This is a genomic window from Micromonospora sp. NPDC085948 (assembly GCF_040686315.1).
Classification (GTDB): Bacteria; Actinomycetota; Actinomycetes; order Mycobacteriales; family Micromonosporaceae; genus Micromonospora.
In genome coordinates, this window is the sequence record NZ_JBFBJW010000001.1 from 24,297 (window position 1) to 38,822 (window position 14,526).

The 14,526-nt window shown below is 71.6% G+C and carries 17 protein-coding genes; 6 read left to right on the top strand and 11 right to left on the bottom strand.

The window, feature by feature from the left end; all coding sequences use genetic code 11:
- Window positions 1-54 precede the first annotated feature (54 nt).
- The 8 genes from AB0O48_RS00150 to AB0O48_RS00185 are packed head-to-tail and all read right to left on the bottom strand — an operon-like array spanning window position 55 to window position 8,666.
- Window positions 55-828, bottom strand: coding sequence for a fumarylacetoacetate hydrolase family protein (locus AB0O48_RS00150; protein WP_357571756.1), 774 nt, complete (start codon window positions 826-828; stop codon window positions 55-57).
- Window positions 825-1,892, bottom strand: coding sequence for a 4-hydroxy-2-oxovalerate aldolase (dmpG, locus tag AB0O48_RS00155; protein WP_357254590.1), 1,068 nt, complete (start codon window positions 1,890-1,892; stop codon window positions 825-827). Before dmpG ends, AB0O48_RS00150 begins: the two co-directional genes overlap by 4 nt.
- A complete protein-coding gene (locus AB0O48_RS00160) occupies window positions 1,889-2,824 on the bottom strand; it encodes an acetaldehyde dehydrogenase (acetylating) (protein WP_357254592.1) in 936 nt (311 codons plus the stop codon). Before AB0O48_RS00160 ends, dmpG begins: the two co-directional genes overlap by 4 nt.
- The gene (locus AB0O48_RS00165; RefSeq protein WP_357254594.1) at window positions 2,821-3,618 is read right to left on the bottom strand and encodes a fumarylacetoacetate hydrolase family protein; all 798 of its coding nucleotides are present in this window, start codon (window positions 3,616-3,618) and stop codon (window positions 2,821-2,823) included. The genes AB0O48_RS00160 and AB0O48_RS00165 overlap by 4 nt, the downstream gene beginning before the upstream one ends.
- 20 nt (window positions 3,619-3,638) lie before the next feature.
- Complete coding sequence (locus AB0O48_RS00170; protein WP_357254765.1) at window positions 3,639-5,120, bottom strand: 2-hydroxymuconic semialdehyde dehydrogenase; 1,482 nt, start codon at window positions 5,118-5,120, stop codon at window positions 3,639-3,641.
- A gap of 23 nt (window positions 5,121-5,143) precedes the next feature.
- The gene (locus AB0O48_RS00175; RefSeq protein ID WP_357254596.1) at window positions 5,144-6,472 is read right to left on the bottom strand and encodes an NAD(P)/FAD-dependent oxidoreductase; all 1,329 of its coding nucleotides are present in this window, start codon (window positions 6,470-6,472) and stop codon (window positions 5,144-5,146) included.
- Window positions 6,469-7,749 (bottom strand): kynureninase, encoded by a 1,281-nt coding sequence (gene kynU / locus AB0O48_RS00180; RefSeq protein ID WP_357254598.1) that lies wholly within the window; start codon window positions 7,747-7,749, stop codon window positions 6,469-6,471. Before kynU ends, AB0O48_RS00175 begins: the two co-directional genes overlap by 4 nt.
- A 14-nt stretch (window positions 7,750-7,763) precedes the next feature.
- Complete coding sequence (locus AB0O48_RS00185; protein WP_357254600.1) at window positions 7,764-8,666, bottom strand: tryptophan 2,3-dioxygenase family protein; 903 nt, start codon at window positions 8,664-8,666, stop codon at window positions 7,764-7,766.
- 147 nt (window positions 8,667-8,813) lie between these two features.
- Here AB0O48_RS00185 and AB0O48_RS00190 point away from each other — a divergent pair, with 147 nt between their 5' ends.
- The 3 genes from AB0O48_RS00190 to AB0O48_RS00200 all read left to right on the top strand — a co-directional run bounded on the left by AB0O48_RS00190 (window position 8,814) and on the right by AB0O48_RS00200 (window position 10,773).
- Window positions 8,814-9,266 carry an Lrp/AsnC family transcriptional regulator gene (locus tag AB0O48_RS00190; RefSeq protein WP_357254602.1) on the top strand — a complete coding sequence of 151 codons (453 nt, stop codon included), beginning with the start codon at window positions 8,814-8,816 and terminating at the stop codon, window positions 9,264-9,266.
- A gap of 139 nt (window positions 9,267-9,405) precedes the next feature.
- Window positions 9,406-9,930, top strand: coding sequence for a hypothetical protein (locus tag AB0O48_RS00195; protein ID WP_357254604.1), 525 nt, complete (start codon window positions 9,406-9,408; stop codon window positions 9,928-9,930).
- Window positions 9,931-10,005: 75 nt separating this feature from the next.
- Window positions 10,006-10,773, top strand: a complete 768-nt coding sequence (locus tag AB0O48_RS00200; RefSeq protein WP_365063205.1) for a class F sortase — start codon at window positions 10,006-10,008, stop codon at window positions 10,771-10,773.
- 24 nt (window positions 10,774-10,797) lie between these two features.
- Here the strand turns inward: AB0O48_RS00200 and AB0O48_RS00205 are convergent, their stop codons facing one another.
- Window positions 10,798-11,208: a type II toxin-antitoxin system VapC family toxin gene (locus AB0O48_RS00205; RefSeq protein ID WP_357254606.1), complete on the bottom strand. Its 411-nt coding sequence runs from the start codon at window positions 11,206-11,208 to the stop codon at window positions 10,798-10,800.
- Window positions 11,205-11,483, bottom strand: coding sequence for a type II toxin-antitoxin system prevent-host-death family antitoxin (locus tag AB0O48_RS00210; protein ID WP_357254608.1), 279 nt, complete (start codon window positions 11,481-11,483; stop codon window positions 11,205-11,207). The genes AB0O48_RS00205 and AB0O48_RS00210 overlap by 4 nt, the downstream gene beginning before the upstream one ends.
- Before the next feature lie 135 nt (window positions 11,484-11,618).
- Here AB0O48_RS00210 and AB0O48_RS00215 point away from each other — a divergent pair, with 135 nt between their 5' ends.
- Window positions 11,619-11,894: a type II toxin-antitoxin system prevent-host-death family antitoxin gene (locus tag AB0O48_RS00215; RefSeq protein ID WP_357254610.1), complete on the top strand. Its 276-nt coding sequence runs from the start codon at window positions 11,619-11,621 to the stop codon at window positions 11,892-11,894.
- The gene (locus AB0O48_RS00220) at window positions 11,891-12,148 is read left to right on the top strand and encodes a Txe/YoeB family addiction module toxin (protein ID WP_357254612.1); all 258 of its coding nucleotides are present in this window, start codon (window positions 11,891-11,893) and stop codon (window positions 12,146-12,148) included. Before AB0O48_RS00215 ends, AB0O48_RS00220 begins: the two co-directional genes overlap by 4 nt.
- On the opposite strand, the gene AB0O48_RS00225 is transcribed toward AB0O48_RS00220, so the two are convergent.
- Window positions 12,114-12,827 (bottom strand): TioE family transcriptional regulator, encoded by a 714-nt coding sequence (locus tag AB0O48_RS00225; protein ID WP_357254614.1) that lies wholly within the window; start codon window positions 12,825-12,827, stop codon window positions 12,114-12,116. The genes AB0O48_RS00220 and AB0O48_RS00225 overlap by 35 nt on opposite strands.
- Window positions 12,828-12,921: 94 nt before the next feature.
- Between AB0O48_RS00225 and AB0O48_RS00230 the strand changes: the two genes are divergently transcribed.
- Window positions 12,922-14,514 carry a DUF6194 family protein gene (locus tag AB0O48_RS00230; protein ID WP_357254616.1) on the top strand — a complete coding sequence of 531 codons (1,593 nt, stop codon included), beginning with the start codon at window positions 12,922-12,924 and terminating at the stop codon, window positions 14,512-14,514.
- Window positions 14,515-14,526: the final 12 nt, after the last annotated feature.

The window sequence follows — 14,526 nt, forward strand, 5'->3', positions numbered from 1 at the left end:
TCAAGCCTGACCGCCCGGAGCCGGTCGGGCTGCCCGGAACCCCCACGGCCGCACTCACGAGGACACCCGCAAAGACGCCGTGCCGAGCTTCTCCACGACGGCGCGGACGTGGGCGCCGGGACGCAGCGGCACGGCAGCGGTCGCGGCACCGGCCAGGAACACCCACCCGGACTCCAGCCGCACACCGTGCCGGCCGGCAAGCCGGATGCCCTCGTCGAGCGCCCGGCGCGGATCGCCGAGGATCGCCGCCGTCGAACCGACCTGCGCCACCCGCCCGTCGATCTCCAGCAGCACGCCCAGGTTGTCCAGACCCGCCGGCACCGGCGACCAAGGCCCGATCACGAACGCGGCGGCCGAGGTGTTGTCGGCGATCACGTCCGGGAGTGCGAAGCGGAAGTCCGCGTACCGGGAGTCGATCAGCTCGATGGCCGGCGCGACCGCGCGGACGGCAGTGGCGAAGTCGCCGACCGGCTCGCCCGGCTCGGGCAGCCGGTCCAGCAGGAACGCCACCTCCGGCTCGACCCGGGGATGGATGTACGCGGACGGGTCCACGGCACCGCCGTCGGGCACCCGCATCGCGTTGGTGAGCCGTCCCCAGATCACCTCGTCCACGCCGACCTGAGCCATCTTCGCCCTGCTGGTCAGCCCCATCTTCAGCCCGACCAGCCGCTCACCGGCGTCCAGCCGGCGTTGGAGCAGCGCGGCCTGCACGCCGTACGCGGTGTCCACGTCGAGGCCGGTCTCGGCGGCGAGCTGCGGGATCGCGGTGGCCGTGGCCGCTGCCACGCCCAGCTTCTCGGCGATCCCCGTGATGTCTACGCCGATCATGCTGCGCCACCTTCCGTGCCGGCCAGGTCGAGTGCGACGTCGACGATCATGTCCTCCTGGCCGCCGACCATCCGACGCCGGCCCAGCTCGACCAGGATCGAGCGGACGTCCACGCCGTACTTGGCGGAGGCCCGTTCGGCGTGCCGCAGGAAGCTGGAATACACCCCCGCGTACCCCAGGGAGAGCGTCTCGCGGTCCACCTGGACCGGCCGGTCCTGGAGCGGGCGCACGATGTCGTCGGCGGCGTCCATCAGCGCGAACACGTCGCAGCCGTGCTTCCAGCCGTGCAGTTCGGCGACCGCCACGAACACCTCCAGCGGCGCGTTGCCGGCACCCGCGCCCATGCCGGCCAGGGAGGCGTCGACGCGGACGGTCCGGCCGTGCGGCGCGTCCGGGCCGGCCGGCCCGGAGCCGGTGACCCGGCCGTGCTCGACGGCGAGCACGCTGTTGGCCACTCCGAGCGAGAGATTGTGGTGCGCGTGGATGCCGATCTGCGTCTCCGGTGCCAGGACCTGCCGGTACGCGTCGACGCGTTGCGCCACGTCGGACATCAGCAGCCGACCGCCGGAGTCGGTGACGTAGACGCAGTGCGCCCCGTACGACTCCATGAGCTTGGCCTGCCCGGCGAGCCCGGCCGCATCGAACATGTGCGACATCATCAGGAACCCGGCGACGTCCATGCCGTTCTCCCGGGCCCAGGAGATGTGCTGGGCGGAGATGTCCGCCTCGGTGCAGTGGGTGGCGATCCGGACGCTTGTCACCCCGAGCGCCTTCGCGGCCTTCAGGTCGGCGATCGTGCCGATGCCCGGCAGCAGCAGGGTGGTCAGCTTCGCCGTGGTCAGCACCTCGGCGGCCGCGGAGATCCACTCGGCGTCGCTGGCCGCGCCGTGGCCGTAGTTGACGCTGGAGCCGGCGAGCCCGTCACCGTGTGCCACCTCGATGGCGTCCACCCCGGCGGCGTCCAGCGCGGCGGCGATGGTGCGTACCTGATCGACGGTGTACTGGTGGGCGATGGCGTGCATGCCGTCGCGCAGCGTCACGTCCTGGATGTACAGGTCGGTCATCGCGCGGCCACCTCCGACGATCGCAGGGCGACCAGCCGTTCCGCGGTACGCAGCGCGGCGGAGGTCATGATGTCCAGGTTGCCGGCGTACGCCGGTAGGTAGTGCCCGGCTCCGGAGACCTCCAGGAAGACCGACACCTGCAACGCGGTCAGCTGCCGCCCGAGCGTCGGCACGTACGCCCGCACCCGGTCGAACTGCACGTCCTGCTTGAGCCGGTAGCCGGGAACGTACTCCTGCACGGCCGTCACCATGTCCGCGACCGAGGCGGCGATGGCGGCGGTGTCGGCGTCAGCGTCCGGGCAGAGGCAGTAGACGGTGTCGCGCATCAGCAACGGCGGGTCCGCCGGGTTCAGCACGATGATCGCCTTGCCCCGCTCGGCCCCGCCCACCACCTCGATGGCCCGGGCCGTGGTCTCGGTGAACTCGTCGATGTTGGCCCGGGTGCCCGGACCGGCCGACTTCGACGCGATCGAGGCGACGATCTCCCCGTACGCCACCGGGGTGACCCGGCGCACCGCGGCGACGATCGGCACTGTCGCCTGCCCGCCGCAGGTCACCATGTTGACGTTCGACTCGTGCAGGTGCTCGTCGAGGTTGACCGGCGGCACCACGTACGGGCCGAGCGCGGCCGGGGTCAGGTCCACCACGGTGCGGCCGTGTGCGCGCAGCACCTCGTCGTGGCGTCGGTGCGCGCCGGCCGAGGTGGCGTCGAACACCAGCTCGACGTCGGCGAACTCGGGCATCGCCACGAGCCCGTCCACACCGTCGGCGGTGGTGGCCACGCCGAGCCGGCGGGCGCGCGCCAGCCCGTCGGAGGCCGGGTCGATGCCGGCCATCGCCACCATCCGCAGGCTGTCACTCAGCCGGAGAACCTTGATCATCAGGTCGGTGCCGATGTTGCCGGAACCGAGCACCGCCACACCGACGCTCACGCTGACTCCCCTCGGCTGAAACAGGTCCGCACCGAGCCGAGCCCGGAGATCCGCGCCTCGTACGCGGCTCCCGGGGTGACCGGCACCATGGGGCCGAGCGCCCCGGAGAGCACCACGTCCCCGGCGCGCAGCGGGTCACCGGCGCGAGCGAGCGTGCTGGCCAACCAGTGCAGGGCGTGCAGTGGGTTGCCCAGGCAGGCCGCGCCGGCGCCGACCGAGACCGGCTCGCCGGCGTGTTCCAGCACCATTCCGCACAGCCGCAGGTCGACGTCGGCGAGTCGGCGGGGCGTGGTGCCGAGCACGAACAGCCCGCTGGAAGCGTTGTCCGCGACGGTGTCCACGATGGAGATGTCCCAGCCGGCGATCCGCGAGTCGACGATCTCGATGGCCGGCAGCACGTGGTCCACCGCGCGGATCAGGTCGACGGTGGTGATCTGCGGGTCGGCGAGATCCTTGTCGAGCACAAACGCGATCTCCGCCTCGACCCGGGGCTGGAGCAGCCGGTCGATCGGCACCTCGACGCCGTCGCCGACCGCCATCGCGTCGGTCAGCAGGCCGAAGTCCGGCTGGAACACCCCGAAGGTCTCCTGCACCGCCCGGGAGGTCAGCCCGATCTTGGCGCCGACCCGGCGTTCGCCACGGCCCTGCCAGGCCCGCGTGTGGAGCTGCTGCACCCGGTACGCGGACTCGACGTCGCCCTCCGGCAGCAGCCGCCCGCGCAGCGGTGGGCAGGGCTTGCCGGTGCTGCGCGCCTCGGCCAGCTCCCGGTTGGCGGCCTCGATGTCAGCTTCCATGCCCGCTCCCTCGCCTTGGCTCACGACAGGTCCACGCAGACGTTCGTCAGTTCGGAGTAGAAGTTCAACGAGTGCACGCCACCCTCCCGGCCGATGCCGGAGGCCTTCACCCCGCCGAACGGGGTTCGCAGATCACGCAGGAACCAGGTGTTGACCCAGACGATGCCGGCGTCCAGCCGGGCGCCGGCCCGGTGCGCGACGCCCACGTCCCGGGTCCACACGGTCGCCGCCAGGCCGTACTCGGTGCCGTTGGCGAGCGCATACGCCTCGTCCTCGGTGTCGAACGGCGCGACGTGCACCACCGGCCCGAAGATCTCCTCCCGGTTGGTGCGGGCGTCCGGGCCGAGGCCGGCGAGCACCGTCGGTTGCACGTACGACCCGCCGTCACGGGCGTCACCGAAGGTGGGCGTACCGCCACCGGTGAGCACCTCGGCGCCCTCGGAGCGGGCCAGCTCGTACGCGCCGAGCACCTTCGCCCGGTGCTGGTGGGAGATCAGCGGCATGGTGGCGGTGGCCTCGTCGGTCGGCCACCCGTACGCCAGCTCGCCGGCCCGCTTCGCCAGCCGCGCGGTGAACTCCTCGAAGACCGGGCGCTGCACGTAGATGCGTTCGGTGCAGAGGCACACCTGCCCGCCGTTGGTGAAGCTGGACCGCACCGAGCCGGCCACTGCGGCGTCCAGGTCGGCGTCCGCGAAGACCAGGCCGGCGTTCTTGCCGCCCAGCTCGAAGCTGACCGCCTTCACGCCGTCGGCGGCGGCCCGCATGATCGCGCCGCCGGTGGCCGACTCGCCGGTGAAGGTGATGGCGTCGACGCCCGGATGCCGGGTGAGGAACTCGCCGGCCGAGTCCGGTCCGAAGCCGTGCACCAGGTTGAACACCCCCGCCGGTACGCCCGCGGCGGCCATCACCTCGGCGAGCACCGTCGCCGAGGCGGGCGTCTCCTCGCTGGGCTTGACCACCACGGCGTTGCCACAGGCCAGCGCCGGGGCGACCTTCCAGGTGAGCAGCAGCAGCGGCAGGTTCCACGGCACGATGACCGCGACCACGCCGACCGGCTTGCGCAGCGCGTAGTTGAGCGCCCGGCCACCGGTCGGGGTGACCGTGGTGAACGACTCGGTGGGCGCGGTCGCCACGATCTCCGCGAACGCCCGGAAGTTCGCCGCGCCGCGCGGAATGTCCAGCGTGCGGGCCTGGGCGATGGACTTGCCGGTGTCGGCGACCTCGGCGGTGACCAGATCGTCGAAGCGGCGCTCCAACTCGTCGGCGACCCGGCGCAGCACCTCGGCGCGTTCCCGTTCGCCCATCCGACCCCACGGCCCGCGCAGCGCCGCGCGGGCGGCGGCCACCGCGTCGTCCACCGTGGACCGCGACGCCTCGTCCACCTCGAAGACCGGCTCCCCGGTCACCGGGCTGGCCTTGGCGAACGTCGACCCGCCGTCGACGAACTCGCCGCCGACGAAGTTACGCAACCGCTGCGGCCCGGCCGGCGGGTGGCCGGCCATCAGTCGTGCATCCCAGTTGGCGGTCATCCGCGCCTCCCTCGACCGAGTGTCGCGCCGAGCAGCAGCAACGCGGCCCCGCCGACGACCGCGCCGAGCACCCGATGCTGCCGGCGCACCCGGCGGCGCACCTCCGCGTACGGGGTGGTGGAGAAGGACACCAGCTCGTACTGGGAAACGTACCGGCCGGGCAGGGCCCGTTCCAGGGCGTGCTCGATCCTGCGGCGGAGCTGGAAGACCGGGGAGGCAACCCGGTCCCGCATCTCCACGAAGTTGGTGAGCGCCATCGTGGCGATGGCCTCGGCGTTCTCCTGGCGGCGTCGCTGGAACAGCGGCAGCGCCGCCAACCAGTCGTCGGCGCACTCGTCCAGGCAGCGGTCCAACTCGACCACGTCCTCGAACGCGCAGTTGGCGCCCTGACCGTAGAACGGCACGATCGCGTGCGCCGCGTCACCCAGCAGTCCCACCTTGCCGAAGACCTGCCACGGGGCGCAGCGGACCGTGCCGAGCACGCCCACCGGGTTGTGCTGGTAGTCGTCGATGAGGTTCGGCGCCAACGGGATGACATCCGGGTAGTGCGTGGCGAAGTGCTCCTCGATCGACGCCGGACTGTCCAGCGCCGCGAAGCTCCCGTCGCCCTCGTTGGGCCAGAACAGCGTGCAGGTGAAGGAGCGGTCCGGGTTGGGCAGCGCGATCATCATCGAGGTGCCGCGCGGCCAGATGTGCAGCGCGTCCGGATCGAGCGCGAAGTCCCCGCCCAGCGGCGGGATCGTCAGCTCCTTGTAGCCGTAGTCGAGGAAGTCCACGCTCTCGTCCAGCAGCCCGTGGCTGAGCAGTTGCCCGCGTACCGCGGAGCCGGCGCCGTCGGCGCCCAGCACGACCGACGCCTTCGCGGCGACCGTGCCCTGCGGGGTGTCGAAGCTCAGGGTTCCGTCGATCGGGTCGAGCGCGACCAGCCGGTGGTCGAAGACGACCCGCACCCCGGGCAGCGCGGCGGCCTCGTCCAGCAGGGCGTTGTTCAGCGCACCCCGGCTGATCGAGTTGATCGCCCGGTCCCCGGCCGCGCTGTACGACTGGAACTGCTGCTCACCCTCGACCGGGTGGATCATCCGGCCGCGCATCGGCAGCGCGTCGGTCAGCACCTGCTCGGCCAGCCCGATCCGGCGCAACGCGTCCAGCCCACGCTCGGAGAGCGCCAGGTTGATCGAGCGACCGCGCTCGGCCGTACCGGCCCGCGGGTCGGAGCGGCGCTCGTAGAGAGCCACCGGGTAGCCGCGCCGGGCCAGGAAGCAGGCGGCCAGGCAGCCGGCCAGCCCGGCACCGATGACCGCGATCTCGTCCCGTCGTGCGGTCATGGGTTGACCTCCCCCACCGTCGCCGCCAGCGCGGCGGCGGCCCGCCAGCAGTCGTGGTACGTCGAGTAGAGCGGCACCGGGGCGAACCGGACGACGTCCGGCTCCCGGGCGTCGGCGATGACGCCGTGCTCGTACCGCAGGCGTTTGGTCAGCTCGGCGGCGCTGCCGGCGCCGATGCGGACCGAGAGTTGGCTACCTCGCCGGGCCGGGTCGCGCGGGGTGATCACGCGCAGCGGCCGGTCGGCGACGACCTCGTCCAGCAGGGTCTCCAGCCAGCCGGTGAGGCGAAGGCTGCGGGCGCGCAGCGCGGTCATCCCGACCGCGTCGAACAGCTCCAGCGAGGTGCGCACCGGACCCATCGCGAAGATCGGCGGGTTGGAGATCTGCCAGGCCTCCACAGTGGCCGGCGGCCGGGACACCGGGGTCATCTCGAACCGGGTGGCCGCCGCGGTGCTCCACCAGCCCTCGAAGCGGGGCAGGCTCTCGTCGCCGAGGTGCCGCTCGTGCACGAAGACGCCGGCCAGGGCACCCGGGCCGGAGTTCAGGTACTTGTAGGAGCACCAGGCCGCGAAGTCGACGTCCCAGTCGTGCAGGGCCAGCGGCACGTTGCCGACCGCGTGGGCCAGGTCCCAGCCGACCACCGCGCCGGCGGCCCGGCCGGCGGCCGTGATCGCCGGGATGTCCAACAACTCGCCGGTCAGGTAGTTGACGCCGCCGAGCAGCACCAGCGCCACCCGGTCGCCCTCGGCGGCCAGGTAGGCGGTCACGTCCTCGGTGCGCAGCGCGTCCTCGCCGGGGCGCGGGCGTAACCGGACCACTGCGTCGTCCGGGTCGAGGCCGTGGAAGCGGGCCTGGCTGCGCACCGCGTAGCTGTCCGAGGGGAACGCGGCGTCCTCGATGACGATGCGGGTGCGGGCGCCGGCCGGGCGGTAGAAACTCACCATCAGCAGGTGCAGGTTGACCGTGAGCGAGTTCATCACCACGGTCTCCGCGGGCCGGCCGCCGACCAGTCGGGCGGCCGGTGCGGTCAACAGCTCGTGGTACGGCAGCCAGGCGCGCTCCGCCTCCAGGTGCCCCTCCACGCCGAGCCGGCCCCAGGCGTCCAGATCGGCCAGCAGTTCGTCGCGGGTGGCCCGGGGTTGCAGGCCGAGCGAGTTGCCGGCCAGGTACGCCGACTCGGGGTGGTCGCCGCCGTCGGCCGGCGGCACGTGGAACAGGTGCCGGTGGCCCGGGTCGGCCTCGTCGAGGCGGTGCGCTTCTTGTTCAGGGGTGTGCATGTCTCGCTCTCCGGTCACATCGCGGTACGGGCCGACCACAGCTCCGGGAAGACCACCCGGGACATGCTGCGCTGCAACCACGCCAGACCGGCGGAGCCGCCGCTGCCGACCTTGGCGCCCATCGTCCGCTGCACCGCCTTGACGTGGTTCCAGCGCCAGTCGCCGAACTCCTCGGCGACGCCGCTGAGCGCCTCGCCGAGCAGGCGCAGATGGTTGTCCGGGCCGGTGTCGCCGTAGATCCGTACCCAGGCCGCCTCGACCGACGACTGCGGATCGTGCTCCACCGCCACATCGCGGTCGAGCAGGTCGGCGGGGAGGTCGAAGCCACGCCGGGCGAGCAGCGCGACCACGTCGTCCCAGAGGCTCGGGGTGGTCAGCGCGGCGCTCAGGGCGCCGTGCACCTCGGTCTGCCGACGGAAGGGCCTGATCAGCGCCGGGTCGCGCAGGCCGAGCAAAAATTCCAGGTGGCGGTACATCGCCGACTGGAAGCCGGAGCCCTCGCCGAGCAGGTTGCGGAACCTGTTGAAGTCGGCAGGCGTCATCCAGCGCAGGCCCTGCCAGGCGGCGTTGAGCCCCTCCAGGTGCAGGGTGGCGCGGCGCAGCGGGGCCAGCGCATCCCAGACCCGGTCGGCGCGCAGCAGGCGCTGGGTCTCCCGTAGCTCGTGGCAGGTCAGCCCGAAGTACAGCTCCATGATCTGGCTGACCATCAGGAAGGACATCTCGCCGGGGTCGTCGCTGAGGGGCTGCTGCAACTGGTGCAGGGCGCTGGCCCGCACGTACGCGTCGTAGGGCACCAGGTCGGCGAACTCCAGGGTCGGCTCCCCGCCGTTGCGTGCGGCACGGGCGGCCCGCTGTCGCGGGGTCACCGGCCGCACCGAGGCGGGGCGGTTCGGCGCCCGCCGCTCCGTCTGATCCACCAGTCGTCTCCCTCCCCCGGACCTGTCGACGTCATGATCTCGCGGTCGGATCGGCCTGCGGAATGCCGGATCAACGGCTCTCGCCGCGTTGTCTTGACGAACCGAAGGCAAGTAGGCGAATTCGGTTCACGAAAGTAAGGTCTGAGCGTGGACGACATGGACTGGGCGCTGCTGCGCGAGTTGCAGGCCGACGCGCGGCTCTCCTTCAGCGAGCTGTCCCGGCGGGTGCACCTGTCTCCACCGGCCGTCGCGGAGCGGGTTCGCCGGCTGGAGGAGGCCGGGGTCGTCACCGGCTACCACGCCCATGTCGACCTGACCCGGGCCGGCCGTAGCGTGGTCGCGCTGATCCGGATGTCCTGCTACGGCGCGCGCTGCATCCTGCACGACCCGGCGGTGGCCGGCTGGCCGGAGATCCTGGAGATCCACCGGATCACCGGTGACGCGTGCAGCATGCTCAAGGTGGCCGCCGGCTCGATCGGCGACTTCGAGGCGGTCATCGACCGGCTCGCCCCGTACGGCCAGCCGTCGAGCACGATGGTGCTTTCCTCCCCGCTCGACTGGCGACCGATCACCGCCCTCCCCTCCCCCCGCCGCGGCTGACCCGGGTTTGGCCCCGAGCCAGCGGGAAAGCAGCGCCGTGCCCAGGGGACGCCCTTCCTCCGTCCGGAGTGCCGCCTTCGGCGCGGAGGCGGAATGAGGGGCGGAGGTTCCGGCGGTCGTCGCCGGTTGGGGGGAAATCATGCAGGGAATCCGCACGATCAACCGCGCGCTCTCGTCCGCACTGACACTGGTAGCGCTGGTCGGTGCGTTCGTCCTGATGTCGGCCGTACCGGCGCGTGCTGGCGAGAACGTCTTCGTCGAGGTCATGCCGAACAGCGCCCAGGCCGGTAGCCGGGTCAACATCAAGGCGGGCTGCGACAACGCCAACAACAACCGCCAGTCCAGCGTGCACTCCGACGCGTTCGGGCACGTGACCCTCAAACCGGACAAGGGCTTCCTGACCGCGCAGGCCACCATCATCCGCGACAAGCCGGCCGGTGACTACCCGGTCGACCTGCGCTGCGAGAACGGCCAGACGGCCTCGACCACGCTCACCGTGCTGAACATGGCCTCCCCCAGCAAGGGACCGGCGACCGGTGGCGGCGGGACAGCCGGCGGCCGCGGCACCGGCTCGTTGCTGGTGCTCGGCGGCGTGGCGCTTGTCGCCACCGCGGTCGCGCTCGGGATGGCGGGCGGCCGACGTCGGACCGGAGCCGGCTCCTGAGCCGGGTGACCCATGACCCGCAGATCCGCGCGCGCGCGGCCGGACCGCCGCGCCCGCTTCCAGGCCGGGCCGCTGCTGCGCGCCTCCGGCCGGCTGGTGGCCCGCGCCTCCGGCCGGTTGGGTCGGGTCGCCGGGCAGGCCGGGTCGGCCAGTCTCGCCACCCCGGATCCGACCGCCGCTCCGCTGCCGCCGCGCGGCCCGGCCGGATCGCGGTCGTTCCGGCCCCGTTTCGGTACGGGACCGGGGCTGCCGGTGCTGGCCATCGCCGCGGTGATGGTGCTGATCGTCGCGATGCTCGGCGTCGAACAGGTGACCGGGATGAGCCTGCTACCGGACCGGCTCAGCGCTGGATTCCGGCCGCCGCCGAAGAAGTTCCCGGTGCTGGCGGCCAGCCGTCCGACCAGCCTCGCCATCGAGAAGATCGACCTGCGGGCGCCCGTGCACGACGTGGGCATCGCTTCGGACGGCACCATCGCGGTGCCGGACGCGGCCCGCGCCCAGGAGGCCGGCTGGTACGACCAGGGGCCGACCCCCGGCCAGTACGGTCCGGCGGTGATCGTCGGGCACGTCGACACCACGAGCGGGCCGGCGGTCTTCCACCAACTCCGTGAACTGCGCGACGGCGACCAGATCGAGGTCACCCGCACCGACCGCAGGGTGGCGGTCTTCGAGGTGAACTCGGTGGAGAAGTTCGACAAGGGCCAACTGCCGGTGGACGAGGTGTACGGCGATTTCAGCCACCCGAGCCTCAGATTGATCACCTGCGGTGGCCAGTGGGTCGGCGGCGAGACCGGCTACTCGGACAACGTGGTGGTCTTCGCCTCGTTGGTCAAGGCGCGTTGAGGACGGGCGGATCGAATTTACCGGTCAGTTCTGGCCTGGGCTTGCCACAGGTAACCCGGCGGCCTTGGCGCAGTCGAGCAGCCGCCGGTCGTAGCTGACGAATGCGATGAGCGCGGTTCCGGACTCGTTCGTCAGGACCTGAGCCGTGGCAAGGTGTATGGCGTCGAGACTGCGTAGCGTCGGCTCCGCAAAGGCGGCGGCGGTGGCGCGGATAGTGCCATCGATTTCCAGCCGAAAGAGCCGTCCGACAGCTACCGGCACTCCGATCAACGCTTGCGGTGCTGACCGGCGCAACGCCCTGGGCACCTCAACCTCGACGAGAGCGGAGGAGACCAGCGGGACGTCGCCCTGCGCGTTGAGCCAGGAGACGAGGTCAGCGCTGCACGCCTCCTGGCGAACCAACTTCACGACGGCGGCGGAGTCGAGATAGATCACCAGCGCTCCTCGTCGCGCATCTCGGCGAGAGCGGCAGCCACGTCCACGTCCTCGGCGCCGAGCTTTGGCGGAAGCGGGACAGGGCCGCTCCCGGTTGGCGCGACGGCCCGTCCGGCCACTACCAGCTTGGCCAGCACAGATCTGTCGTCACCGACCGGGATCAGTCGGGCGATCGGATGCCCGCGATCGGTGATCTCCACCGTCTCGCCGCCACTCACCCGAGCGAGCACCTGACTCGTGTTCTGGTTCAGCTCCCGGACCCCGATACGCTCCATGGACCCAGTGTAGAACCAAATGTTCTACAGCTGCGCGAACCTGCCCGTCACGTATGGAAAGTGGCAGCCAGTGTTTCGGCGGTGGCCACCTCACCGGTCTCAGGTACAGTTTTCTGTACTTACGTGGAGGTGACCATGCGGACCGTGAACTTCACCCAGCTTCGACAGAACCTGGCCGCCGAACTCGACCGCGTCATCAACGATGCGGAGGAGGTGGTGGTGACCCGATCAGGCCACGACCCGGTGGTCATCGTGCCGCTCGCAGAGTACGAGGCGATGAAGGAGACCGAGTATCTCCTGCGCAACCCGAGTAATGCCGCAGCCCTGCGCCGCTCGGTCGCCGAACTGGAGGCCGGTGACACAGCCGAGCGCGACCTGGTCGACCCGAGCACCGTCCGGGACGTCGCGTGAGGCTGGTCTTCACCGCGACGGCATGGAACCAGTACCTCAGCCACACCGACCGCAAGTTGGTCAAGCGCATCAATGACCTCATCGCCGACGTGATGCGCAACGAATACGAGGGTATCGGCAAGCCAGAGCCCCTCCGGGGCGAGCTGTCCGGCTTCTGGTCCCGCCGGATCGACCGCGAACATCGGTTGGTGTACCGGGTCAGCAAGGGCGACGTCGAGATCATCGCCTGTCGGTACCACTACGGCGACAGGTAGCTGGACCAGCGTCGAGGTAGTCGGCCAGCCGGGCGGCCCCGGTGAGCATGGCCCGGCCGCGCTCGGTGAGCCGTTCGCGCCACCGGCCCAGCGACGCGGCGAGCGGTTCGGTGCCGCCCGCGCCGCGCACCTGATCCAGCACTGCGGCGATGTGGTCGAGCCGGTATCCACCACGGCGCAACAGGTGCGCCAACTCGGCGTCGCGGACGTCGTCCGGGAGGTAGACCCGGTAGTGGGTCACCGGATCGCGCACCGGCCGCAGGACTCCGGCCCGCTCCCACTTGCGCAGCGTGGCCGGCTGTAGACCGAGCCGATGGGCCAGCACGCTGATCGGCACGGCTGTCTGGCTCCGCGGTTGCGGTCTCGTTCCGGTGAGAGCCGCCACCGCCGACTCGACCGCGTCCAGGGTCTCCCGGTCGCGTTGGAGCAGGGCATGCCCCTCGTCGACGGTGCGCAACGCCTCGTCGACCTCACCCCGGTTGACGGCCCGCATGATCTCGCCGCTGGCCGCGTAGCCGTGGCCCACGATCAGCGCGAGGTAGGCACTCAACGCCCTCGCGTGCGTCTCGGTGAACCGGCGGTAGCCGTTCGGCGTGCGCTGGGCCGGCGGCAGGACGCCGTCTCGTTCGTAGTTGCGCACGGCCTGCGCGGAGAGACCGTGGGCGCGCGCGAGGTCCACCGGGCGTACTCCGGGGTTTGAGGGTTTTGTGGGTGTCACCCGTGCTCCATCGCTCCTGAGTCTCAACCGCAGGTTCAACGATACGGTTTATGGAATGCCATCTCTTCTCGACCTGCTCGCGGTGTCCCCGGACCTGCTCGCGCTCGGTGAGCCGACGCACGGCGAGTCCGCCTTCCTCCAACTCCGCAATGACGCCTTCCTGTCGCTGGCGGAGCACGGCTACCTGTCGATCGCGGTGGAGAGCGACCGGGCGGCCGGGCTGATCGCCGACGAGTTCGTGCAGGGCGCTGCCGTGCCGCTCGAACGGGCGCTCTCCGAAGGGTTCAGCCACGGGTTCGGCACCGCCCCGGCCAACCGCGACCTCCTGCTGCGGATGCGCGAGTGGAACGCGGGACGCCCGGTCGCCGAACGCCTGACGTTCTACGGCTTCGACGCCCCCTTGGAACTCGCGAACGCACCGAGCCCGCGACGCCACCTCATCCGGGTCTGTGACTTCCTGGGCCTCGACCGATCCGCCGAGATCGACGACCTGGTCGGCGACGAGGCGCGGTGGAGTGACCCGGCCGCGATCTGGGAGCCGGGCCGGTCGGTGGGGCGCTCGACCGACGCCGAAAGACTGCGGGTGCTCGCCGACGACCTCCTGACCGAGTTGTACCTGCGGGCACCCGGGAAGGCCGCGGGCTGGCCGGCGGCGTTCGTGCAGGCGACGTCCGCGGTCGCGGTGCTGCGCTACCACGCCGCGGCCGCCGCCCCACTGGCGCAGGAGGAACGCTTCGCCCGCCTGGCCGCGGTGCGGGACGCGCTGATGGCCGAGAACCTGCTCGCGATCCGATCCGCCGAGGCCCACCGCGGGCCCACGCTCGTCTTCGCGCACAACACGCACCTCCAGCGTCAGGCGGGCACGATGACGCTTGCCGGCGCGGAGGTGTCGTGGGCCGGTGCCGGCGCGATCGTCGCGTCGCTGCTGGGCGACCGCTACGCGGTGATCGTCGGCAGTCTGGGGGCGAGCCCGGCGCTCGGCATCGAGGCACCGGCCGCGTCGACCTACGAGGGCAGGCTCCAGCAGGAGACCGACATTCCCCGGTACGTGCCGGCGGCCGACATCGGGCCGGCCGAGCAGCGGACGCACGACTACCGGTACGTCCCGCTGGACCGGGCCACCATCGAACACGCCGACGCGGTCCTGCACATCCCGACCGGTGTCAACGCGGCCGTGCTGGCCGATCGGATCGTCGCGCTGCCCGGCGTCGAGCAGGTCGTGGCGAGCGAGGACAACGGATCACCCGAGGCGGCCTGGGGTGACCGGTTCTTCTTCGTCGGCCCGGACCGCCGGCAGCCGTTCGCCACAGTCGTCGAGCACGACGTGCCCGGCTTCGACGAGGCCGGACAGCTCGACCGCCCCGGTGTCTTCCGCCTCAACCTGGACCTGGGCCGGAGCGAATTCGAGCGACGCTTCGGCTTCCCGCCCAAGGCGTTCGAGGACCACCGGGACGAGTTCGACTTCGCCCGACTGGACACCCTCACACCGCACCCGGGCTACGCGCTGCACGGGTTCGCCAGCATCGTCATGCCCGGCCCGCACCTGCTACCCGAGATCGACCGGCTGTTGACGGTCGCGCACGGTCGAGCAGTCGACCGCAACGAGCGAGCCGCGCGCCGGGCAGCGGACCAGCAACCCGGAGCCTGACGGCACCGTTCG